Origin of the sequence: Mycetocola saprophilus, assembly GCF_000718085.1 — a bacterium.
Lineage (GTDB): Bacteria > Actinomycetota > Actinomycetes > Actinomycetales > Microbacteriaceae > Mycetocola > Mycetocola saprophilus.
The window spans coordinates 97686-119293 of the sequence record NZ_JOEC01000002.1 but is presented as its reverse complement, the minus strand read 5'-3'; the positions used below and the strand labels follow the sequence as shown (position 1 = coordinate 119293).

At 66.4% G+C, this 21608-nt stretch carries 22 protein-coding genes; 7 read left to right on the top strand and 15 right to left on the bottom strand.

The features are described 5' to 3' along the window. Nucleotides 1-9 precede the first annotated feature (9 nt). The 3 genes from IE92_RS0106245 (at nucleotide 10) to IE92_RS0106235 (ending at nucleotide 4663) form a co-directional block, all read left to right on the top strand. Nucleotides 10-3498, top strand: a complete 3489-nt coding sequence (locus tag IE92_RS0106245; RefSeq protein ID WP_030147649.1) for a hypothetical protein — start codon at nucleotides 10-12, stop codon at nucleotides 3496-3498. Between the two features lie 70 nt (nucleotides 3499-3568). Continuing rightward, complete coding sequence (locus IE92_RS0106240) at nucleotides 3569-3874, top strand: DUF2470 domain-containing protein (protein ID WP_030147648.1); 306 nt, start codon at nucleotides 3569-3571, stop codon at nucleotides 3872-3874. Nucleotides 3875-4009: 135 nt separating this feature from the next. Further along, the gene (locus IE92_RS0106235; protein ID WP_030147647.1) at nucleotides 4010-4663 is read left to right on the top strand and encodes a biliverdin-producing heme oxygenase; all 654 of its coding nucleotides are present in this window, start codon (nucleotides 4010-4012) and stop codon (nucleotides 4661-4663) included. Between the two features lie 77 nt (nucleotides 4664-4740). Here IE92_RS0106235 and IE92_RS0106230 read toward each other — a convergent pair whose 3' ends face one another. Next, entirely contained in the window at nucleotides 4741-6063 is a 1323-nt protein-coding gene (locus tag IE92_RS0106230) for an ATP-dependent DNA helicase (protein ID WP_030147646.1), read from the bottom strand. 122 nt (nucleotides 6064-6185) lie between these two features. Here IE92_RS0106230 and IE92_RS0106225 point away from each other — a divergent pair, with 122 nt between their 5' ends. The 3 genes from IE92_RS0106225 to IE92_RS18230 are packed head-to-tail and all read left to right on the top strand — an operon-like array spanning nucleotide 6186 to nucleotide 7806. Continuing rightward, the gene (locus IE92_RS0106225; protein WP_030147645.1) at nucleotides 6186-6545 is read left to right on the top strand and encodes a PadR family transcriptional regulator; all 360 of its coding nucleotides are present in this window, start codon (nucleotides 6186-6188) and stop codon (nucleotides 6543-6545) included. Continuing rightward, complete coding sequence (locus IE92_RS0106220; RefSeq protein WP_030147644.1) at nucleotides 6542-7624, top strand: hypothetical protein; 1083 nt, start codon at nucleotides 6542-6544, stop codon at nucleotides 7622-7624. The genes IE92_RS0106225 and IE92_RS0106220 overlap by 4 nt, the downstream gene beginning before the upstream one ends. 29 nt (nucleotides 7625-7653) lie before the next feature. Beyond that, a complete protein-coding gene (locus IE92_RS18230) occupies nucleotides 7654-7806 on the top strand; it encodes a hypothetical protein (protein WP_156027431.1) in 153 nt (50 codons plus the stop codon). Between the two features lie 48 nt (nucleotides 7807-7854). Here IE92_RS18230 and IE92_RS0106210 read toward each other — a convergent pair whose 3' ends face one another. From IE92_RS0106210 to IE92_RS17195, 6 genes are all read right to left on the bottom strand, one after another. Next, complete coding sequence (locus IE92_RS0106210) at nucleotides 7855-9825, bottom strand: bifunctional copper resistance protein CopD/cytochrome c oxidase assembly protein (protein WP_030147643.1); 1971 nt, start codon at nucleotides 9823-9825, stop codon at nucleotides 7855-7857. A gap of 218 nt (nucleotides 9826-10043) precedes the next feature. After that, a complete protein-coding gene (locus IE92_RS0106205; protein WP_030147642.1) occupies nucleotides 10044-10331 on the bottom strand; it encodes an HU family DNA-binding protein in 288 nt (95 codons plus the stop codon). A 281-nt stretch (nucleotides 10332-10612) separates the two neighbouring features. Next, nucleotides 10613-10918: a 30S ribosomal protein S14 gene (gene rpsN, locus IE92_RS0106200; protein ID WP_030147641.1), complete on the bottom strand. Its 306-nt coding sequence runs from the start codon at nucleotides 10916-10918 to the stop codon at nucleotides 10613-10615. Between the two features lie 2 nt (nucleotides 10919-10920). After that, a complete protein-coding gene (gene rpmG / locus IE92_RS0106195) occupies nucleotides 10921-11088 on the bottom strand; it encodes a 50S ribosomal protein L33 (RefSeq protein WP_030147640.1) in 168 nt (55 codons plus the stop codon). A gap of 2 nt (nucleotides 11089-11090) precedes the next feature. After that, a complete protein-coding gene (gene rpmB, locus IE92_RS0106190) occupies nucleotides 11091-11327 on the bottom strand; it encodes a 50S ribosomal protein L28 (RefSeq protein WP_030147639.1) in 237 nt (78 codons plus the stop codon). Between the two features lie 268 nt (nucleotides 11328-11595). Continuing rightward, entirely contained in the window at nucleotides 11596-12162 is a 567-nt protein-coding gene (locus tag IE92_RS17195; RefSeq protein ID WP_051701749.1) for a TetR family transcriptional regulator, read from the bottom strand. 218 nt (nucleotides 12163-12380) lie between these two features. Between IE92_RS17195 and IE92_RS0106180 the strand changes: the two genes are divergently transcribed. Next, nucleotides 12381-12992, top strand: a complete 612-nt coding sequence (locus tag IE92_RS0106180; protein ID WP_030147637.1) for a TetR/AcrR family transcriptional regulator — start codon at nucleotides 12381-12383, stop codon at nucleotides 12990-12992. Between the two features lie 238 nt (nucleotides 12993-13230). On the opposite strand, the gene IE92_RS0106175 is transcribed toward IE92_RS0106180, so the two are convergent. The 8 genes from IE92_RS0106175 to IE92_RS0106140 form a co-directional block, all read right to left on the bottom strand. After that, entirely contained in the window at nucleotides 13231-13635 is a 405-nt protein-coding gene (locus tag IE92_RS0106175) for a Fur family transcriptional regulator (protein ID WP_030147636.1), read from the bottom strand. Between the two features lie 49 nt (nucleotides 13636-13684). Continuing rightward, the gene (locus tag IE92_RS0106170) at nucleotides 13685-14545 is read right to left on the bottom strand and encodes a metal ABC transporter permease (protein WP_043321905.1); all 861 of its coding nucleotides are present in this window, start codon (nucleotides 14543-14545) and stop codon (nucleotides 13685-13687) included. A gap of 68 nt (nucleotides 14546-14613) precedes the next feature. Next, nucleotides 14614-15471, bottom strand: a complete 858-nt coding sequence (locus IE92_RS0106165) for a metal ABC transporter ATP-binding protein (protein ID WP_051701750.1) — start codon at nucleotides 15469-15471, stop codon at nucleotides 14614-14616. Then, on the bottom strand, nucleotides 15468-16478 hold the full coding sequence (locus tag IE92_RS0106160; protein WP_030147633.1) for a metal ABC transporter solute-binding protein, Zn/Mn family: 1011 nt from the start codon (nucleotides 16476-16478) through the stop codon (nucleotides 15468-15470). The genes IE92_RS0106165 and IE92_RS0106160 overlap by 4 nt, the downstream gene beginning before the upstream one ends. 120 nt (nucleotides 16479-16598) lie before the next feature. After that, nucleotides 16599-17510, bottom strand: a complete 912-nt coding sequence (locus tag IE92_RS0106155) for a glycine betaine ABC transporter substrate-binding protein (RefSeq protein ID WP_030147632.1) — start codon at nucleotides 17508-17510, stop codon at nucleotides 16599-16601. Between the two features lie 67 nt (nucleotides 17511-17577). After that, a complete protein-coding gene (locus IE92_RS0106150; protein WP_245601230.1) occupies nucleotides 17578-18504 on the bottom strand; it encodes an ABC transporter permease in 927 nt (308 codons plus the stop codon). Then, complete coding sequence (locus IE92_RS0106145; protein ID WP_030149764.1) at nucleotides 18501-19811, bottom strand: quaternary amine ABC transporter ATP-binding protein; 1311 nt, start codon at nucleotides 19809-19811, stop codon at nucleotides 18501-18503. The genes IE92_RS0106150 and IE92_RS0106145 overlap by 4 nt, the downstream gene beginning before the upstream one ends. A gap of 477 nt (nucleotides 19812-20288) precedes the next feature. After that, nucleotides 20289-21602, bottom strand: coding sequence for a dihydrolipoamide acetyltransferase family protein (locus IE92_RS0106140; protein WP_030147629.1), 1314 nt, complete (start codon nucleotides 21600-21602; stop codon nucleotides 20289-20291). Nucleotides 21603-21608: the final 6 nt, after the last annotated feature.

Sequence of the window (21608 nt, the reverse complement as noted above, 5' to 3'; positions counted from 1 at the left end):
GCTGACCGCATGATCGCAGACGAGCTGCTGGACCTGATCGACCCCCTCTCCCCCGCGGATGCGCGGCGAGAAATCGCGCGCCTGGCACGCGAGCTGGATGCGGAGGCGCTCGGCACGCTGTGCGCCGAGCTGTTCGAGCGTGAGCTGTGGGGTGGCGAAGTCGCTGTAGATCTCGCCCGCGAGGCCCGCCTGCTCCCCGCGCTGGCGACGGCACTCACGCACCCGGATGCGCGGGTACGCATCCGGGCGATCTCCGCGCTGCCGCGCTGCGCGGACGCGACCGCCGAGACTGTCCTCGACGCCTATGCACGGGCCAGTGCACGAGAGCGCCGCGCCCTCCTGCGTGCTATCCGCGCCCTCCGCCGCACCGACCTCGCCGACGCCCTGCTGAACGCGGCCCTGGACTCCGAGCGGATCGAGGATGCCCGCACGGTGCTTCCGGCGGCCTCCCCCACCCTCGCCGAGCAGCACCTGGGCACCCTGTTGCCCGGCAGCGCGCGGCCCGAGCGGATCGCCCGAGCACATCCGGTAGCTTCGGTGCCGATCCTGTTGGAGAGCCTGGATTGGACACCCCACGAAGCCCGAGATGCCGCCTGGGATCGACTCACCCCGGCGCTGGTGGCCGCGCTGGCCGAGATCACCCACCGAGTGGACGCCCCCACGACGACGCCGGGTCTGCCGTCCGCGATCCTGGCGGCGGTATCGAGCCAAGCCCCCCTGGAGGGCTGGACCGGGACCCACTCCCCGCTCTGGAACGCGCTGCTGCGCGCCGATCCCGACCAAACGCTGCCCCTGCTTGCCCGGGCCCGCCTCCACCCGTACCGTCCAGCGCTTCCCGCGCGGGGCATCGCACGGGAGCTGATCGCAAGAGCCTCGGACCCCCTGCACGATCTCCTTGCCGCCCAGCTGGGTGAGCCTCGGCCCACCGCGCTGGCCACGCGGCTGCTCACCTCGGCTGCCCCCGAGGACGCGCGCGCGATCCTGCGCACGCTGATCGAACGCGGTGTGGCGCTCCCCGCGCGCGGCTGGACGGGCGAGCACCTCCTGCCCGCGACCGCTCGGATGAGCGCGGCCCGGGCCGGCAACCCCGAGTCGGACATCCCCTGGCTGCCGCTTGCCGCGGCCGAGGAACGTCTCGATGCGCGGCTCCGTAGCTCCATCGCCGAGGTCCGAGCCCATGCCTATCGGGAGCTCCTCGGGGCGGCCGTCCTGGACCCCGGGGCCGACCTCTCTGCGCTGCTGCACAGACTCGACAGGCTCGGCAGCGAGCGCGGCACCGTCCGGCTGGCCGCACTCGATGCACTCTGCGCGGCCCCCGCATCACGGCTTGCCCGTGTCACCGAGGAGTCCCTGTATCCGCTGGTTCACGCGGCCCTGATCGCTCCCGACCGAGACCCGGGCACCCTCTCGGTCCTGGCCAGGCTCGCAATCAGGATTCTGACCGGCACCGACAACACATCCTCCCTCGGGTGGCGAATGGTGGATGCAATCACCAAGGTGAACCCCCTGGTCTTCCCCCTGGACCGGATCGCCAATCCCCTTTGTAGTCTCCTCCTGGACCGGATTCTCCCCCGGGCATCCTCCACCGAAACGCTCGTTCAACTCGCGTGGGAAGCCCCCGCGCATCCGGGCCTCGATGCGGCTCTGCTGGCCGCCATCCGGGCCACCGACCCCGACGTTATCTTCGAGTTTTCCCCGCTGATCGGGGCCTGGTTGCGGGGTCGGAGGACGCGAGTGGCCCGGGTGCGGGCGCTGCTGAGGGATCCGGAAATTGACCGGGATGCGCTGCTCGGCGAAGCCGGCGTGCAAGCGGTACTCACCCATGCCGGCAGTGATCTCCTGGCCTCAGTTCCCGGTGCCGCCGGGAGTGAACCCGCCACCCACCGTTCGTCCGGGTGGAGTGCTACCGCACGCACACTGGTGGCCTCGGCCTATGAGGCGACCCTGCGCGAAGCCGCGGACAACGAGTTTGTGCGCTTTGTCGCCCTGAGCGCGCTTTCCCGCATCCCGGGGCACGGCCTGGCCACGCTGCGCCAAGCCGCGCTGACCCCCGAAACGCTCATCGAATCAGACGAGGACGACTCGGTGATTGCCGCCGAGCGCCTCCGCGGCCGAGCACTCGCCCTGCTGGGGGCCCGCACCGAGGATGCCGGGGCCGACGACGTGCTGTGCGCGATCCTCTCGGGCGATGCCGTCGAGGCCGCCGATCCCGGCGCGAACGGGTCTGGCGCGGACGGGTCTGGCGCAAACGGGCCTGGCGCGACCGGGACCGGCGCAAACGGGGTCGATGCAAACGCGGCTCACGCAAACGGGGCCGGCACGCCCGCGCCCGCGTCCGGTGCCCTCCGTCGTGTGGCCGGTTCCGCGCTTATTCGCCGAGCCGGGACGCTGACCGCCGCCCATACCGCCGAACTCCTCACCCGTATCGATGCCGCCGCCACCGGCGTCTCCACCCGCCGATTCGCCCTGGCGGCACTTGACCGTGCCGGCACCGCCGATCACGCGGCCCGCCGCCTGAGCATTCTGGGGCCACGGCCGCACCCGGATCTACGCTGGCGAGCCATCGATCTGGCCCTGGCCCACCCCGAGGCGCGCACCGAGCGCGCGTTCGTTCGTGCCGAACTATCGCGGCTGCACTCCCCCGAGGATTCCGAGCGTGCGGGCGCTCGTCTCGCCGCCATTTCCTCCGCTACCCTCTCGCCCGCTGCCCGAGCAGAGGCGCTGCGCGCGGCTATCGACGTGGTGAAAAGCACGGGCGTCTGGGCACCCGCGTCCCTCACGCTGATCCGAGTGTGGGCACCGCATCAGCGGGACCTCGCCGACACCTTCTGGCACGCGGTTGCCCGCGCTCCCGAGGACGTCCCGGTGGCGGCCGCCGCGGTCACGGCCACGCTCCTGGCTGCCGGGCACACCGAGGGTGCGGCCGACGCGCTGCTGACGCTCGCCCAAAACCGCGGATCACGCCTTGCGCTTCTGCGGATCCTGGATCCCGACGCCCTGGTGGCAAGCGCGCCGCTCCCCGATTCGGCCGTCACCACGCTTCTGAGCATCGCCCGTTCCCTCTCGGCCACGGGCGAACACGCGCGGATCGCCTCCCACACGGCGTGGGCGCTAACAGCCGCGGCCACGCTGGAACCCGATCGGGTCGCCGCGGCCCTGGCCGAAACCCTGGCCGGACGCGCATCGATCGCCGCCGAGCTGGTCGACTCCGCCGCGAGCCGGACACTCCTGCACCACACCGAACACGCCCTGGCCCTCGCGAACCTGCTGAGCGCGGGCGATCCCGCCGCCCAGATCGTCGCCGTGGACCTGCTGGCCGCGTGCATCTCGGGCACCCGCCAGTCCGGTGAGACTATCGTCCTGCTGCGCGATGCGCTCCCCCGGCTGGCCCCGGAGCCCCGCGAGCGCGCCCTCGACGTGCTCGCTCGGGCCACCCAGCCGGGCGTTTTTGCCGGATCGAATCCACACCTGCGGATGCGGATCAGTCCCGGATTCTAAGGATGTACGCGGGTCGCACGAATATCCATTAGGCTACTTAGGTAACCCTTACTCTTTCGGAGGATCCGCCATGAGCGCCTTTGTTTTTGCCCCGGAGATCGTCGCGGGCGTCCTGCACCACATGAACGACGACCACAACGACGACAACCTCCTGATCGCGCGCGCCTTCGGCGACCGCGGCGCTACCGGTTCGATCATGACCGCGCTGGATGGCGACGGCGGGACCTGGAGCATCACCGTGGAGGGCGCACCCCGCGACCTCACCGTGAAGTGGAGCACCGCGATCACCGAGCGTCCGGAGATCCGCCGCGAGATCGTGGTGCTCTACGATCTGGCCTGCGCCGAGCTGGGCCTCGAACCGCGCGCCCACGCCTAGTCCGAACCCCGGCCGAAAAACGGCCGAGAAATCACCCTGGACATCTTGCCGACACAGTGCCGGTATGGGTAACCTAAGTAAACGAGCCGCCTTCGGCTCCCCTTCCCCACTCTTCATGCAAATCCGGAGCGTCTCATGACCGATGTCACCCCCTTCTCTACCCAGGTTCGCGAGCGCACCCGCCAGGATCACTCCTCGAGCGAGGGGGCCGATTTCATGGCCGACCTGATGCGTGGACGCGGCACCCGCGAGGACTACGCGGCCCTCACCGCCCAGCACTTCTTCATCTACGAGGCGCTTGAGGCCGCGGCCGACGCCCAGGCCGAGGACGAGGTTGCCGGCAAGTTTGTGTTCGAGTCGCTGCGCCGCCTGCCCGCGCTTGAGCGCGACCTGGCCTTCCTGCTCGGTGACAACTGGCGCGAGCAGATTGCCCCGCTGCCCACCACCGTCAACTACGTGGCCCGGATCAACGAGATCGGCTCGACCTGGGCCGGCGGCCTGATCGCCCACCACTACACCCGCTACCTCGGCGACCTCTCCGGCGGCCAGTACATCGCCCGCCTGATGAAGCGTCAGTTTGAGTTGGACGAGGCCGGCGTGGAGTTCTACGCGTTCCCCGAGATCGAGGACCCGGCCGTCTTCAAGGACGCCTACCGCGAGCTGCTGGACGCCCTGGACTGGGACGAGGCCGAGCGCGAGCGCGTGATCGAGGAGATCGTGCGCGCCTACGCCTACAACACCAACCTGTTTGTGGACCTCGGTGCCGCCAAGGCCACCGCTGCCGCGTAACCACGGCTTTCTCAAACGCGGGTTCCTCCTCGGAGGGGCCCGCGTTTGTGCGTGAGGACGCCGATCGGCCCTGGGCGCTAGTTTGCGGACGGCTCGGCGTCGGGGCCCACGGATTCGCGGCCGCTCATGAAGCGCACCACGTCGGGGTCCACGATCACGTCACTCGGACGCAGCGGACGCGCCAGGTAGAGCCCGTCCAGGCTGGTCAACCGGCTGAGTGCCACATAGGTCTGTCCGGGACTGAACGCGCGCGGTCCGAGGTCCACGATCGCGCGATCGTAGGTCTGCCCCTGGGACTTGTGGATCGTCACGGCCCAGGCCAGCCGCAGCGGGAACTGGGTAAACTCGGCCACGATATCGCGCTTGAGCTGCTTGGTCAGGGCCGAATAGGAGTACTTATACTTCTCCCAGATCGCCGGCTCCACCTCGTGAATTTCGCCGTCCACCTCGACAAACACGTTGGTGTCGATCCGGGTCACCGTGCCGATGGTGCCGTTGACCCAGCGCTGCCCGTCGGGACCAGCGGCGTCGTTGCGCAGGAACATGACCTGCGCCCCGACCTTGAGCTCCAACTTGTCATCGGCGGGGAATGCGGACTTGCCGAACTCTCCGGTGACCTCCGCCCGCGCGGTGAGCAGGCGACCGGGCAGCTTCTTGAGCGCGGCCGCGTTAATCCGGGTCACCGCGTCGTTGCGGGCGGCCAGGGTGATGATCGTGTCGCCATCCTCGGGCAGCGGACGCTCCCCCGCGGCGTTCAGACGACCACCAATTTCGGCGTCCACGGTGCCGTGGCGTACGGCGGTGAGCATCCGACGGAAATCGTTGTCGGCCTGGCGGTGGATCTGCACGAGCTCGATCACCCGCAGCGGGGCCTCCTGCCAGACCTTGGCGTCGAAGAACCAGAATGAGCGGTAGGTGTCGGCGATGTAGTCGCGCTCCTCGCCGTGGCCGGGCACCGGGGCGAGCTGATACGGGTCACCAAACAGCACCACCTGGACACCGCCGAAGGGTTCATGCCGGCGCTGGCGGGCCTGACGCAGGCTGCGATCCATCGCGTCCATGAGGTCCGCATTGACCATCGAGATCTCGTCGATAACCAGCGTATCGATGGTGTTGAGCAGTTTCTTGGTCTGGTCATTCTGCTCGATTTCCTGATCGGCGATCAGCCCGATCGGGAGACGGAAGAGCGAGTGGATGGTCTGCCCACCCACGTTGAGCGCTGCGACCCCGGTGGGCGCACAGATGACGATGGTCTTGCTGGTGTTCCACGAGAGGTGGTTGAGCAGCGTCGACTTTCCGGTGCCCGCCCGACCGGTCACAAACAGGTGTTCGCGGGTTCCCTCGATGAGGTCAAACACCGCCTGCTGTTCGCTACTGAGCGCGGGTGAGGATGATGACACGCGGGAGCCTCGATTCCAGTTCGGCAGATCCCAGGATACCCCGCCCATCTCGACATTTTGGACACGATGGTTTCACTATTACGTATTCCGTAGTAGTGTGCAGTGTGTTGATAGGAGGTTGTGTGGATACAACGCAGCTACTCAAGGGTGTATTGGATATCGCCGTGCTCGCGGTCATCCGCGACGAAGATGGATACGGATACGACATCGTGCGACGTCTGCGCGCCGCCGGGCTCGAGGACGTGGGGGATGCCTCGGTCTATGGAACCCTGCGTCGCCTATATGCCGCCGGTCTGGTCTCCACCTACGTGGTGCCCTCCGAGGGGGGACCACACCGCAAGTATTACGGCATCAACGACCAGGGCCGCACCACGCTCGATGCCGACCGCCAAACGTGGAACCACTTCGCCCAGCGCCTCGGTGCGCTGATCAATCCCGAGTCGGCCACCGACTCCGCACCCACTTCAGGGGGAATCAAATGACCAGTATCTCGATTGATCCGCGCGTCGATGCCTTCGCCGCCGAGGTCCGCTCCCGCCTGGGCGATCTGGGCCCCGAGGAGGTCACCGAACTGACCGAGGGCCTGGAGGCCGATCTCGCCGAACGTCTGGACGATATCGGCGACCTGGGCGACGCCGCCGCCTACGCCAGCGAGCTCCGCGAGTCCGCCGGGCTGCCCGCGCAGGGTGCCCACATCCCGGCCGTGAAAACCTCCCGCGAGTGGTGGGCAGAGCGCCGGGCGCAGGCACTCGCGTTCTCCCAGCGCCGCGGAGTCGCCCCGATCACGCGCTTTCTGGTCGCGCTGCGTCCGGTGTGGTGGTTCGCCCGCGGATTCGCGCTGTTCCTGTGCCTGGGGGCCGTTGGGGTACACCTGAATTGGCTTCTTCCGGCGGATGTTCTGGGCTGGATCGCCCTCGCCGCCGCCGTTGTCCTCAGCGTGCAGTGGGGCCGAGGCGTCTGGCTGGGCTCGCGTTTCCTCCGCATCCTCAAGGCCGCGGTGAGTGTCGTGGCGATCCTGGTCCTTCTGATCACGATCCCCACCGCTCTCAACCGGCTCTCCTATGACCCGTACTCGTCCGCATCCTCATCCGGCGACAGCTATGAGGCACCGGTGCCCGAGGGGCTGCGGATGAACGGTGAGAACGTGCAGAACATCTTCGCGTTCGACTGCTCGGGTGCCGCGATCGAGCGGGTCCAGCTCTTCGACGCGAATGGGAAGCCGCTTGTCCTCGAGGATGCCGATGAGAACGGCCTCCTCACCCGCGATAGTGCGCAGGGCACGCAGACCTATCTGAAGGCGCGCACCGACACCGAACAGGGACCGATCTTTAACGCGTTCCCGCTCTCCACGGTGACCACAACGATCGACCCCGACACCGGAGCGGTCTCGACTCCGACCCCGATCCCCAGCGCAGGCACCCCCGGCGAGGCCCAGCAGGGTACCGCCGTGCGCCCGTTTGAACGCGCCCGCCCGCTGCCGGGCTGCGCCATCACTCCCGACACCCCGGCCCCCGCCGCGGACGCTCCCGCGGACGAAACCCCCGCCAAGCCCACCCCCTAACCATCCACACAGATCACATCGGAGGCATCATGAACGAACGCCTGACCCGCCCCGTCGCCGGCACGGACCCGCAGGCCCGCCCGGAGCCGCGCCCCGCGCTGTACTCGATCCCGGTGGACATCGCCCCCTGGCTGGAGCGTGCGGCCGAGACGCACCATCCGGACACACCCCCGACCGTCTAACGCCAAAACGCCCGTCCCCCAGTGGGGCCGGGCGTTCTGCGCTGGGGGCTATTTCCCGGCGTCCTCGCGTTCGGCCATCTTGGCCAGGCGCGCGTTGTAGGCCTTGAGTTCGGCGTCCCCGGAGCGGTCGGCCCGGCGGTCCGAGCGCCGCTGTTCCTTCACATCGTTGCGGCTCCACTGGATGGCCACGGCGATTGCCAGGGCCACCGTGGGAATCTCGCCGATACTCCAGGTGATGCCGCCACCGACCCGCTGATCATCCATCGGCGGATCGCCCCAGGTGCGCCCGGTGGCCCCAAACCAGTCGGCCACAAACAGTCCGGTATTGGACATGATAGCCAGCCCGAAGAACGCGTGGAACGCCATGGTGGCGATCAGCAGGATCAGGCGCATCGGGTAGGCCAGGCGGTGTGGAACCGGGTCGATCCCGATCAGTGACTGCACAAACAGGTACCCGGTGATGACGAAGTGGATGATCATCCACTCGTGCCCGATGTGATCCACCATCGACCAGCGGAAGATCTCGGTGTAGTAGAACACCCAGAGCGATCCGGCGAAGAGCACGGCGGTCACCACCGGGTTGGTGATGATCGTGGCAAAGCGCGAGTGTACGGCGGTGAGGATCCACTCGCGGGCACCGCGAGAACCGTCCTGCCGCTTGCGAATGGCGCGCATCGCCAAAGTCACCGGCGCCCCGGGCACCAGGAGTACCGGGACGGCCATGGTGAGCGCCATATGGCCCATCATGTGGGTTGAGAAGAGGAAGCGCTGGTAGACGTTGATGCCGCCGCTGGTGATCCACATCAGCAGCAGCAACCCGGCAATCCAGGACACCGCGCGCAGCCAGGGCCACTTATCGCCGCGCTTGTGCAGGCGATACATCCCGGCGAGGTAGAAGAAGATGCCAAACGCACCCACCAGCAGCCAGATCAGGTCGATCTCCCACAGCGTGAACAGGCGCCAGGGGGTCAGCTCGGGCGGGAGCTTATCGCCGGTGAGCAGCTCGGCCGGGGTGCGGGTCGGGGAGGTGTCCTCCAGGACCGGGGTGGCGGTGCGCCCGAGGGCCGCGGCGACACCGGAGGCGATGCCCATGAACGCCAGCTCGGCCACCACGATCCACCAGAACGTCGAGTTCTTGCCGCGCTTTTCCAGCCGGTCGATCATCCGCAGGCGATACGTTGCCCCGAACAGGCCCAGGACCACCAGCGAGAGTCCCTTGAGGACCACCAGAAGCCCGTAGGGCGTGAGGAGCTGCTCGAGGGACCCGACCCGCAGGGCCGCGCTGGCATAGCCGGAAATGGCGACCACCACGAAGCACACCAGCGCCAGGGTGGAGTACCGGGCGAGGACCACGGGGAGCCGCCCACGTTCCAGATGCGACCGGATGAACACCAGGGTGAGCAGCCCACCCAACCAGATGCCGGCAAACAGGAGGTGCAGGCCGAGGGCCGTGACCGCCTGCCCGTGGCCGGAGGTTCCGGCGGCGTGGCCCTGCTGCGCCATCGGGAGCAGGGAGAAAGCGGCGAGGACGCCGACAAAGAACACGAGGGTTTGCCCGCGGACCGAGAAGCACAGCACGGTCACGGCGGCGGCGATCAGCGTGGTGATCAGCCAGGCACGGCCGGCATCCACATCGGTGAAGAAGACACCGATCTTGGATCCGAATTCCTGGGTGAGTTCAAACTTGGTGCCGGTGACGTTGAGGAAGGTGAGCACACCGGTAGCCCCCGAGGCGACGGTGAACAGGGCCGCGCTGGCCGAGGCCACGTCGAGGGCCGCGCCGTACTCGCGGCGCTGCGGGGTCAGGGCAAAAAGCACCAGGGTGAGCGCACCGATCATGCCGGCGGCGGTGATGTTCACGATCATCTTGGCGATCGGCAGGCCGTAGCGCACGGTGGCACCGGGGTCGCTGAGCTGCTGCGCCTGGGCACCCCCACCGATCGCGAGCGCGCCAAACAGGGCGATCAGGGCGATCAGCAAAAGTACTGAGGGGGCGACTATTCGGGTTACTCGTGACACCGTCCCAGCCTACGCGAGTACACGCTCCCTTAAAACTCACGCGGCGGGCGGCCGGCAACGCAAAAGGGACGATTCCGAAGAACCGTCCCTCTTGAAGCCGTTTGGCTGAGACAGCGTGGCGGCTAGCCCACCAACACCGTCTTCGAACCAGCCGAACCCGAGCAACGCAAAAGGGACGGTTCCGAAGAACCGTCCCTCTTGAAGCCGTTTGGCTGAGACTACTTGGCGGCAGCCTTCAGCTTCGAACCAGCCGAAACCTTGACCGAGTGACCGGCCGGAATCTGGATCTCGGCACCGGTCTGCGGGTTGCGGCCGGTGCGAGCTGCACGTGCGGTGCGCTCTACAGCGAGCCAACCCGGGATGGTGACCTTAACGTCGTTTGCAACCGACTCGGCCAGAACGTTGAACAGGGCATCGAGCACGCCGCCGACAGCAGCCTGGCTCTGGCCGGACTCGGAAGCGATCTTCGCAACGAGCTCGGTCTTGTTAAGAGTCTTATCAGCCATGAGTGTCCTCCTCGGACTTTCTTGCAGTCTGTAACTGGTACGTTCCACGAGCTCGCCTGAGTTCGTAGTTGGTCCACGAGGACCGCCTTGAATGTACCAGAAATCCGCATGTTTTCGCGGATATTTCCGCGGTTCCGGCCGAAATTGTCCGCGTGTCGCCGGATTCTTTGATTTTGTTCACAGTCTGCGGCCGGTTTTGTGGGGTTAAACGCCTCAGGGCGCCCGCCGAAGCGGACGCCCTGAGAGCAAGTGTTTCACCGTGTGGTGAGTGGGAGGAAGACCTACCAGCTCGACTTGGTGATACCCGGCAGCTCACCGCGGTGAGCCATGTCGCGGAAGCGCACACGGGAGACACCGAACTTGGTGAGGATACCCCGGGGGCGTCCGTCAACGGCGTCGCGGTTGCGCACGCGCACCGGCGAAGCGTTGCGGGGCAGCTTCTGCAGGCCCAGACGAGCGGCTTCGCGCTCGGCGGGGGTCGACTCGGGGTTAACCAGAGCCTTCTTCAGCTCGAGACGCTTCTCAGCGTAGCGCTCGACGATGACCTTGCGCTGTTCGTTCTTGGCGATCATGCTCTTCTTAGCCATGTTTAGCGCTCCTCTCGGAATTCAACGTGCTTACGCACTACGGGGTCGTACTTCTTCAGCACGATACGGTCGGGGTTGTTCCGGCGGTTCTTGCGGGTTACGTAGGTGTAACCGGTGCCCGCGGTGGAACGGAGCTTGATGATGGGACGTACGTCCTGGTGCTTAGCCATGATTAAATCTTGCCTCCACGAGCCAGGATGTCCTTGACGACGGACTCGATGCCACGAGCGTCGATAACCTTGATGCCCTTGGCGCTCAGGGTCAGGGTAACGTTACGGCGAAGCGAGGGTACGTAGTACGTCTTCTTCTGAACGTTGGGGTCAAACCGACGCTTGGTGCGACGGTGCGAGTGTGAAATGTTGTGTCCGAAGCCGGGAACGGCGCCGGTCACCTGGCACACTGATGCCATTGTGATTCTCCTTGAATACCGCGAAACCGATGGTTTCGCCCAAGATCTCTTGTCGGCACGAAGTGACTCGCACCCGAGAGAGCGAGGTTTTCGTACGATCCAGACGGGGGAGTCCGTCCGGCCAAGGGTCAAGCTTATCTCATAACGACACTCCCGGCAAACCATCTCGGATCGCAGGAACACCGTGGGTTCCCACGATCCGAGATGAGCGCGAGCGGATCGTTCGCCTATAGATAGAGGACAACCCTCCCTATAGAGGGGAACGACCCTAGTGCGCGATCGCCGGTACGGGATGGGTCACGAGCTCCACAAACCGTCGAAACGCGGTCTCCACCCGGGTGATCGGAACCGCTTCGGGCCCGTAGAGGTGGAGTCGGTAGCGCAGCCCGGAGAGCACCGCGACCAGCAACTCGGCCTCGGACTCCGCGGACTCCTCGGTGGCACCGTGCTCGATCGCCCAGTCAAAGAGTGCTCGCACCCAGTCACTGTGCGCGGCGGCAAGAATGCCATCACCCGCGGGATAGTGCAGGCGTTCGGTCACCCCCGCCTCAAACGAGAGCCTTCCGGCGAGTAGGCCCCGACGCGACAGGGACTCCTGCCAGGCGAGCACCCCGGCTTCCACGAGATCCTCGGCGCTGAGATTGCCGGGTTTGATGCCCCCCAGCATCAGAACCTGGCGGTCACGCACCACGCCCAGAATCTCCTGGTCGAGCTGCTCACGATTTCCGAAGTGGTACACCAGCGCGAAGGTGCTCACCCCGAGTGCATCCGCGAGCGCACGGAATGAGGCCTGCGCGAGCGGCACATCCACGAGGAACTCGAGGATCTGATCCAATAATTCTGTTTTTCTTTCCGGATTTCCGGTCCTAGCCATGTTTTCCCCCAAACAACATTCCGAGTCCGCTGCGGTGCGTTCTCGGTCGCGGCTGATTCCGCGGCGCCTCATTGTAAGAACACTTGTTCTGAAAACCGGCTGTGAGTTCAGGAGAACGAACGCTGATGTGTCGCACACTAGGTGTTATTCTTCCGATTGTTATCTAGGAAGGGGACCGCGTGGGCCGTCCAGCAAATCCCAATCGTCGCCCGGAACTGCTCAGTCAGATTCTGGAGCACGTTGCGACCTCGTCGCTGTCTCGTGTCACCTTTCGCAGCCTCGCTGGCGCACTGGGGGTAAGCACGTATGTCTTGGTGTACCACTTTGGTTCACGCCGGGATCTGATTGACGCCATCCTCGATGAGAGCGTGCGCATGCGCCGCGAAGCACTCGAGGGCGTGGACGTGGAGTCCCTGAACCGCGAGGAGATGCTGGCCTGGATGCGCGAGGCGTTTATCACCTCCCTCGAGCCGCGCCACCTCCCCGGGATTCGCCTGCAGTTCGAGGCCGGATCCCTCGAGAGCATCGATCCGGACATCGGCACCCGCATCACCGATTCCTATGCGGTGTGGAACGAACTCTTCGCGGCCTGGCTGCGTCGCCAGGACGTGCCCGAGACCGAGGTGGCCCGCCTCGCCCTGCACATCACCAACTGTCTCTTTGGCACGCAGTTCGGCTACCTGATTAGCGGCGACCGCGCGGCAACCATCGACGTCTTCGACATTGCCCTGGCCACCACCGTCGGACAGATCGACGCCGTCCGCGCGGGCATCCCGGCCGTCACCAACTAGCCATAAACGGGCCAAAACCGGCCCGCCGCGCCCGGGAAAACGCCGTGAGTTTGTCCCTCGTCCGGGGGGCGAATTTGGGGCAATAATCCGATTTTCCCGGTGTCGATGCGACAGCCCGTTCCGGAGCGTGTTTCCTCAGAGACAACTCCGACCCGATCCTCACCCAACAGCTCAGGGGCACCCGGCCATGTGGCCGGGTGCCCCTGAGTTGTTGTGAGACTAGGCAGTTGGTGTGCGACTAGGCGCGGGCGGCCGCCGCGGTGCAGTCGGCGCACAGCCCGAAGATGTCGACCACGTGGCGGGCCTCGGTGAAGCCGTGCTCGGCGGCAACCCGGGAGGCCCAGGCCTCGACCTCGGTGGCCTCGATCTCGGCGGTGGTGCCGCACTGACGGCAGATCAGGTGGTGGTGGTGATCCATCGTCGCACAGGAGCGGTAGATGGCCTCACCCTCGGGGGACTGCAGCGAGTCGGCCTCGCCCTCGGTCGAGAGATCGGCCAGGGCGCGGTAGACGGTGGCCAGGCCGATGGGGGAGCCGGTGCGGTGCAGCTCGGTGTGCAGCGCCTGCGCGCTGATGAAGCCCTCGGAGCGCTCCAGCGCCTCACGAACGGCCTCACGCTGCCAGGTATTACGCCGAACTGCCATGATGCACCCCTACTCTTTCCGCCCGGTTGGGCGCTCGTGGGCGGCCGCGTTAGGCCGCCACTGCGACGGTCTCGCCGGATGGGCGAAACGACCGCGTCTTGGTGCGGCGCGCCTCGATCAGACGGCACACCAGGTAGATCGCAAACGAGATCGTGGTGATGTACGGGCTGATGGGAAGCGAACCACCCAGTGCCAGCAGGATACCCCCTACGGCCGAGACAAAGCCAAACAGCATGCTCAAAATGGGCACCAGAATGGGCGATGCGGACACCCGCATGGCCGCCGCGGCCGGGGTTACCAGCAGCGCCAGCACCAGCAGCGCGCCGATGATCTGCACCGAGACCGCAACCATCAGGCCCAGCAGCAGCATGAAGGTCAGCGACACCGCGCGGGTGGGGACGCCGCGAGCCGAGGCCACATCGGCATCCAGCGAATCGAAGCTCAGCGGCCGCCACATGATGCCGAGGCCCAGCAGGACCACGATGCTGATCACGATCAGCCAGATTAGCTGCGGATCATCCACCGAGACGATCTGCCCGGTCAGCAGGCCAAACTTATTGGCCGTGCGCCCCTGGTACAGGGCGAGGAACAGGATTCCCAGGCCCAGACCAAACGGCATCAGCACGCCGATAATCGAGTTACGATCCCGAGCCTTTGATCCCAGTACACCGATAATTACCGCGGCAATCAGCGAACCCACCAGCGATCCGGCGACCACGTTCACGCCGAGCAGCAGCGCGGCGGCGGCCCCGGCAAAGGAGAGCTCGCTGATGCCGTGCACGGCGAAGGCCATGTCGCGCTGCATCACAAAGACGCCGATCAGGCCGCCCACGATGCCGAGCACGGCACCGGCGATCACCGAGTTCTGCACCAGCTGGAGGAGTTCGCCGTAGTTGGCAAACGAGAACATCCGCGACCAGAGGTCATCCCCGCCGCCGGCAGCGGCGGTCAGGATCAGGGGAGCGAGCGCGGTGGTCATCAGGATGCCTCGGGGGTTTCGTTGTGGGGGTGGTGATCGTGGGTGTCCGGCAGGCCCATCACCACGATGCGGCCGTGCGAGCGGAACACCTCCACCGGGGTCTGGTACAGGTCGCTCAGCACGTCGCTGCGCAGGACCTCGTCCGGGGTGCCCTCGCGGAAGCGGCCGCCGGCGAGGTAGAGAATGCGGTCGACCATGCCCAAGACCGGGTTCACGTCGTGGGTCACAAACACGACCGGGGTACCGTGGCTGCGCCGGCGGCGGTCGATCAGCTCGGACACCTCACGCTGATGGTTGAGGTCGAGGCTCAGCAGCGGCTCATCACACAGCAGCAGGTCGGGATCGCCGGCAAGGGCCTGGCCAACCCGCAGTCGCTGCTGCTCGCCACCGGACAGGGTGCCCACCGGGGCGTTCGCGAAGTGGGTCGCGCCCACCGATTCCAGCAGCTCATCCACGCGCTCACGCTCGCCGCGACGGGGGAGGGGCAGTCCAAAACGGTGCCCGTTCACGCCCAGGGCCACCAGGTCGCGGGCGCGCATCGGGGTCCCGGCGGGAATCATCTTCTGCTGCGGGATGTAACCGATGCGACGATCGCCGCGACGCACGGGCTCACCGCCGAAGTTGATCTCGCCGGCGGTCAGCTCCTGCTGACCGAGGATCGTGCGCAGCAGGCTGGACTTACCGGAGCCGTTGGGCCCCAGAACCGCGAGAAACTCCCCCCGGCACACGTCCAGGGAGAGGTCGTCCCACAGGGTGCGCCCGCCGAAGCCGAGGCGCGCACCCCGCAGACTGAGCACCGGGGCACCCGGGTGGCCGTGTTCATGCTCGGCCGCGGGTGCGCCCGGTGCGGCCGTCACTTACCGACGACCTTTGCGAGGTTGTTGATGTTGTCCTGCATCCAGCTCACGTAATCCTTCTTATCCGGCAGGGTCTCGGTGAAGTCGACCACCTTGACGCCCGCTGCCTCGGCGGCCTTGCGGACCTGCTCGGTCTCGGGGCCACTGGTCTGATCATTGTAGGCGAGGAGGAGGACATCGCCCGCACCGACGGCCTTGAGGGTGGCCTGCATGACCGCGGGGGAGACGTCGGTCCCCTCCTCGACGGCCTCGCTGTACTCGGATGGGGTCACGTTGTTCAGGCCCACGGAATCCAGCAGGTACATCGGTACCGGCTCGGTGATCGCCGCGTTCTTGCCCTCGAGCTCGGGCTTCAGCGCCTCGGCACTCTTGGTCAGCTCATCGAGCTGGCCCACGAACTTCTCGTAGTTCTTGTGGAAGGCGTCGGCCTCGGCGGGACGGGCGTCACCCAGCACGTGGGCGAGGTCGTGGGCGACGTTCTTGACACCCTCGAAGCTGTACCAGACGTGCTCGTTGAAGCCCTCGACGTGGTTGTGCACGTCGTGATCCTTGCCGGCCTCCTTGGAGGAGTCGTCGACCTTGGCGGTCTCATCGTCGTGATCGTGGTTGTGCGCGGCGTGGCCGGGCAGCAGACCGGAGGCCTCGGCGGCGTCGACCACCTTGGGGGCGGTGCCCTTATTGGCGTCGAGGATGGTGTTCATAAAGTCGTCGTATCCGCCACCGTTTTTGATGACCACGTCGGCCTTGGAAACCGCCAGGGTGTCCTGCGCGGTGGCCTCATAGCTGTGCGGATCCTGCGCGACCGAGCTGATCAGGCTGGTGACGGTGCCGTGATCGCCGACAATCTCCGAGGCGATCGAGCCGTAGACGCTCGTGCTGGCCACGATCGAGATCGGGGCGGTGGAATCACCACTGGAGTCTGCGCTTCCCGGGGAGGTGGAGCAGCCGCTCAACACCAGTGCGAGGGCGGGCAGCGCGATCAGGGGCGCGAGGAGTCGTTTCTTCATATGAGAAACATTATCAGTAATGATAACCATTCTCAACACGGCTGAATTCCGCCAGGTCCATCTCGGTTAACGCGTTCGCCCGCCCCCGACATTCCGGGGGCGGGCGAACGCACGGGGAGACTAGGACTTCAGCGAGTCCACGTACTCCTTGTTGTCGGCCATCCACTTGCGGACCAGATCCTGCGGCTTGCCGTCGCCACTGTTAAACAGGGCGTTCTCCAGCGAGGCCAGGGTCTCGTCGTCCATGGTGAAGTTCTTGATCCGCTTGGCGACATCCGGGAACTTCTTCTCGAAGCTCGTGCTGCCCACCGAGTGCACACTCTCGGCGGTGCCGAGCGAGTTCTTCGGGTCCTCCAGGTCGCGGATCGGGAAGGCATCGTAGGCCCAGTGCGGCTGCCACAGGGTCACCGCGATGTTCTCGCCCTTAGCGGTGGCGGCCTTGAGCTCACCCAGCATGGCCGGGGTCGAGGAGGTCACCAGCTTGAGCTTGTCGCCGATCTTATAGTCGGGGAACACGTTATTCTGCACCTGCTTGGTCAGGCCGGCACCGGCCTCGATCCCCACGATCCGGTCGCCGAACTTATCGGCGTTCTCGACCAGCTCATCGATGGTCTTGATCGGGGCGTCCTCGTTCACGGCGATGGTGAGCTTGGCGTTGTCGTACCAGGAACCGAGGTCCACCAGCTTGTCGCCGAAGCGCTCGAACTGGTCCTTATGGGTGGTCGGCAGCCAGCTGTCCAGCAGCAGATCGTAGTCACCCTCGGAGATTCCGGTGTACACCGGGACCACGTCGGCATAGGTCAGCTTGACGTCGTAGCCCTCATCGTCCAGCACGGCCTTCCACAGCTCACTCGCGGCGATCCCCTCATCCCAGCCGTTGAAGACCGCGATGTTCAGCGCCTTCTCGTCCCCGTTGTCCAGGGTGGCGGCGGGTCCCGAGGACGAGCAGCCGGTCAGGGCCAGGGCTCCGGCGGCGATGATGCCTCCCGCGGTCAGCAGGCGGCGGGTCTTGGTGTTTCGAATCTTGGTCATAATAAATTCCCTTCGGTGGCGACAACGCGGTCGCCACTGATCAATCGAAAATGTGTGTATTGCCTGGTTATGCGGCGACGGGCGCCGGGGTTTCCTGAGCCGCGGCGGCACGCTTGCGCGGGAAGCGCCGCTGACGGGGCTTGGCCAGGGCGGCGGTCATCCGGTCGAGGTAGACGGCGAGGATCACCACACCGATACCCGCCTCGACACCCAGTCCGGTGTTGAGCTGGGTCAGACCCGCAACCACGTCGGTTCCCAGGCCCTCGGCGCCCACCATGCCGGCGATCACGACCATCGAGAGCGAGAGCATGATGACCTGGTTCACACCGGCCATGATCGTGGGCATCGCCAGCGGCAGCTGAATCTGGCGCAGGATGCGACCGGGGGAGGCACCGAAGGCCTGTCCGGCCTCGACCACCTCGCGGTCCACGCCGCGAATACCCAGCTCGGTGAAGCGCACGCCGGGGGCCAGCGCGAAGATGATCGTGGCGACGATACCCGGCACCACACCCACCCGGAACAGCACCAGGGCGGGGATCAGGTAGACAAACGCGGGCATGGTCTGCAGGAAGTCCAGGATTGGGCGCACGATGGCCGAGGCGGTATCCGATCTCGCGGTCAGAATACCCAGCGGTACCGCGATAATCAGCGCGATCACGCTGGCCACGATGACCAGCGCGAGCGTGTGCATCGCGTTTTCCCACTGCGAGACACCCACCACGAGCAGCAGCCCGGCGAGCATCCCCAGCGCAAACTTCCAGCCGCGCACCCAGAGGCCCGCGAGGACCAGCACCAGGATGATGATCCAGAACGGCGGTCCGGCAAACACGGTGTCCACCGCGTCGTACATGCCCTTAAAGATGGCGCGGATGACGTCGAAGAAGCCCGAGAGGTTTGTGGTCACAAACTTCTCGATCGACTCGACCCACTCGCCCAGCGGCACCCGGCCGGTCTCTAAGAAGCGGTCCCAGCCGCCCGTCATCGGCGCGATCATGCGTGACCTCCCGTGCTCGTGGTTGCCGATTCGGGCGCGTCACCGGTCGCACGCAGCGTGGCGGTGATCACGTCCACCGGGACGGTGGCCGGGGCGATGATGGCGTTTTCGGCGGTGATGACGGGCTGCACGTTGGCCAGGGCGGCCAGCAGGGTCACCCGCGGAACGGTGCCCACCAGGCGGTTCTGATCATCAACCACCGCAACGGGCATCGGGCTCTCGGCGGCGGGCTCGAACAGGTCCACCAGCAGGGAGTCGCGGGTCACGGTCGCGGCGGTCTCGCGCAGGGCGGGGGAGAGATCCCGTGCCCCCGCACGCACCAGGTCGAGGACCTCGCGGTCACGCACCACCCCGAGCAGGGTCCGGCCGGGGCCGAGCACAAACACGGTAGAGGTCTGGCGATCCCGCATCACCCGGAGGGCGGCGCGGGGACCGGCGGAGAGCTGGACCACCGCGTGCGGGGCCTCCATCACGCCCTCGGCGGTCAGCACCCGGGCGCGGTCCACGTCGTGCACAAACTGGGCGACGTAGTCGTTGGCGGGGTCGGTGAGGATCTCATCCGGCGTGCCCACCTGGACGATGCGGCCATCGCGCATCACGGCGATCCGGTCGCCGAGGAACATGGCCTCGTTGAGGTCGTGGGTGATGAAGATGATGGTTTTGCCGAGGTCGCGCTGGAGGTCGACCAGCTGCTCCTGCATCTCGCGGCGGATCAGCGGATCCAGGGCCGAGAAGGCCTCATCCATCAGCAGCACATCGGTGTCCGAGGCCAGCGCGCGGGCGAGGCCCACCCGCTGCTGCATGCCACCGGAGAGCTGACCGGGCATCTTCTGCTCCCAGCCCTCCAGGCCCACCCGGGCCAGGATGTCCATGGCGCGGGCACGGCGCTCGGCCGCGGGCACTCCCTGGATTTCCAGCGCGTAGGCTGCGTTATCCAGCACCGTGCGGTGCGGCAGCAGCGCGAAGTGCTGGAACACCATCGAGATGGATTCGCGGCGAATCTCGCGCAGCTTGCTCGCCGGGATCCCGGCGATTTCCTTGCCCATGACCCGTACGGAACCCGCGGTGGGCTCCCACAGACCGTTGAGCATCCGGATCAGGGTGGATTTTCCCGAACCACTCAGGCCCATGACCACAAAGATTTCGCCGGGCTTCACGTCGAAGGACGCGTCGATGACGGCGGCGGTACCGAGGCCTGCGATCTCCTCGCGGGATGCGCCGGCACGCAGTTTATTCAGGGCTTCTCGCGGCTTTTTTCCGAAAATTTTGTAGAGGCCCGAAGCCTCTACCGCAAAGTTATGTGACACAGATTTTTTCCGGTCATCCGGGCGACGTTTCCGCCAGCGGCCGGGTGACACTCGCTCTTACGTCCGGGTCTTCCGCGCCCGGCATACCCCCGTGCTCAAGCCTTCCCGAACATCGGTGGTAATCGGGTGGCGAAGGGTGGCATGCCCGGGGCGATCATGGGATCGCCGCCGGCGTGACTGACCATACGCCCGGGTGTCATTTCCACTGAAAATGACGTCCGGCCGCGGGCTCGTTGCGGACCTTTGTCCGTCAACCACGCTAACAAGGTTCGGGGGTGAGTTGCCAATCGAGAACCTTGAGATCGCGCTCAGGGCACAAAAATACCGCGATCTGAGTCGCGGTAAAAAGCTGGTCAAACGCTAAATATCGAGGCGTTACCGGAACGTTACATCACGTACATGCAAACCCGGACAAACGCACTCACCCCCGGGCATGTTGTCTCTGAGACAACCCGGGGGTGAGTGGGGCGAAAATCGCTAGTCGAGCAGCAGCGCGGGCTCCTCGATAATGGAGGCCACATCGGCGATGAAGCGGGAGACCACATCGCCGTCCACGACGCGGTGATCGAAGGATCCACCGATCGTGGTCACGAAGCGCGGACGCACCTCGCCGTCCACAACCCAGGGCTTCTGCTTGATCGTGCCGAGTGCCACGATTCCGACCTCGCCGGGGTTCAGGATCGGGGTACCGGTGTCCATCCCGAACACACCGATGTTGGTGATCGTGATCGTGCCATCCTGCATATCCGCCGGGGTGGTCTTGCCGTCCCGGGCGGTCAGGGTGAGCTGCTCAAGCGACTTGGCCAGCTCAAGCAGCGACATGCCCTGAGCCTCCTTGACGTTGGGCACGATCAGGCCGCGCGGGGTGGCCGCCGCGATGCCGAGGTTCACGTAGTGACGCACGATGATCTCGTTCTCGGTCCAGGTGGCGTTGACCGTGGGGTTGCGACGCACGGCCCAGATGATCGCGCGGGCCATGATCAGCAGCGGGGACACCTTGACGCCGGCAAAGTCGGGGGAGGCCTTGAGGCGCTTCACAAACTCCATCGTGCGGGTCGCATCCACGTCCACAAACACGCTCACATGCGGCGCGGTGAACGCGCTCTGCACCATCGCCTGCGCGATAGCCTTGCGCATGCCCTTGACCGGGATCCGCTCCTCGCGCTCGGGTGCCCAGGCGGGGGTCTCGATGTTGCGGAACACGCTGGCCTGACCGGCCGAACGCACCACGTCATCGCGGGTGATCTCGCCCACCAGGCCGGTGCCCTGAACCGCAGACAGGTCCACGCCCAGGTCCTTGGCCAGCTTGCGGATCGGCGGCTTGGCGATGATCGGGTTGGCCGAGGCCGCGGGCACGCTGAGCGGCGGCACCGGGGCGGCCGCGGGGGTCGGGCGGCCGCGGCGACGCGAGGTCACCGATCCGGCCGATCCGTAACCCACCAGCACCGACCCCGAACCCTCGGGCTCGGCGGCAATCGTGGACTGGGTGTCGGCGGCGGCCTCGACCACCGCGGCATCCGGGGCGGGGGCGGCCACCGGCGCGGCGGCGGAACCGTCGTTCACCGTGACAATCGGGGTCCCGACATCCACCGTGGTGCCCTCGGCCACCAGGATCTCGCTGACGGTACCCGCAAACGGGGACGGCAACTCAACGAGGGACTTGGCCGTCTCGATCTCCACCAGGGTGTCGTTAATCTCCACCCGGTCGCCCGGGGCCACCTTCCAGGAGACGATTTCGGCCTCGGTGAGGCCCTCGCCTACGTCCGGCAGGGGAAAGCTCTGCTCGCTCATCTCGTC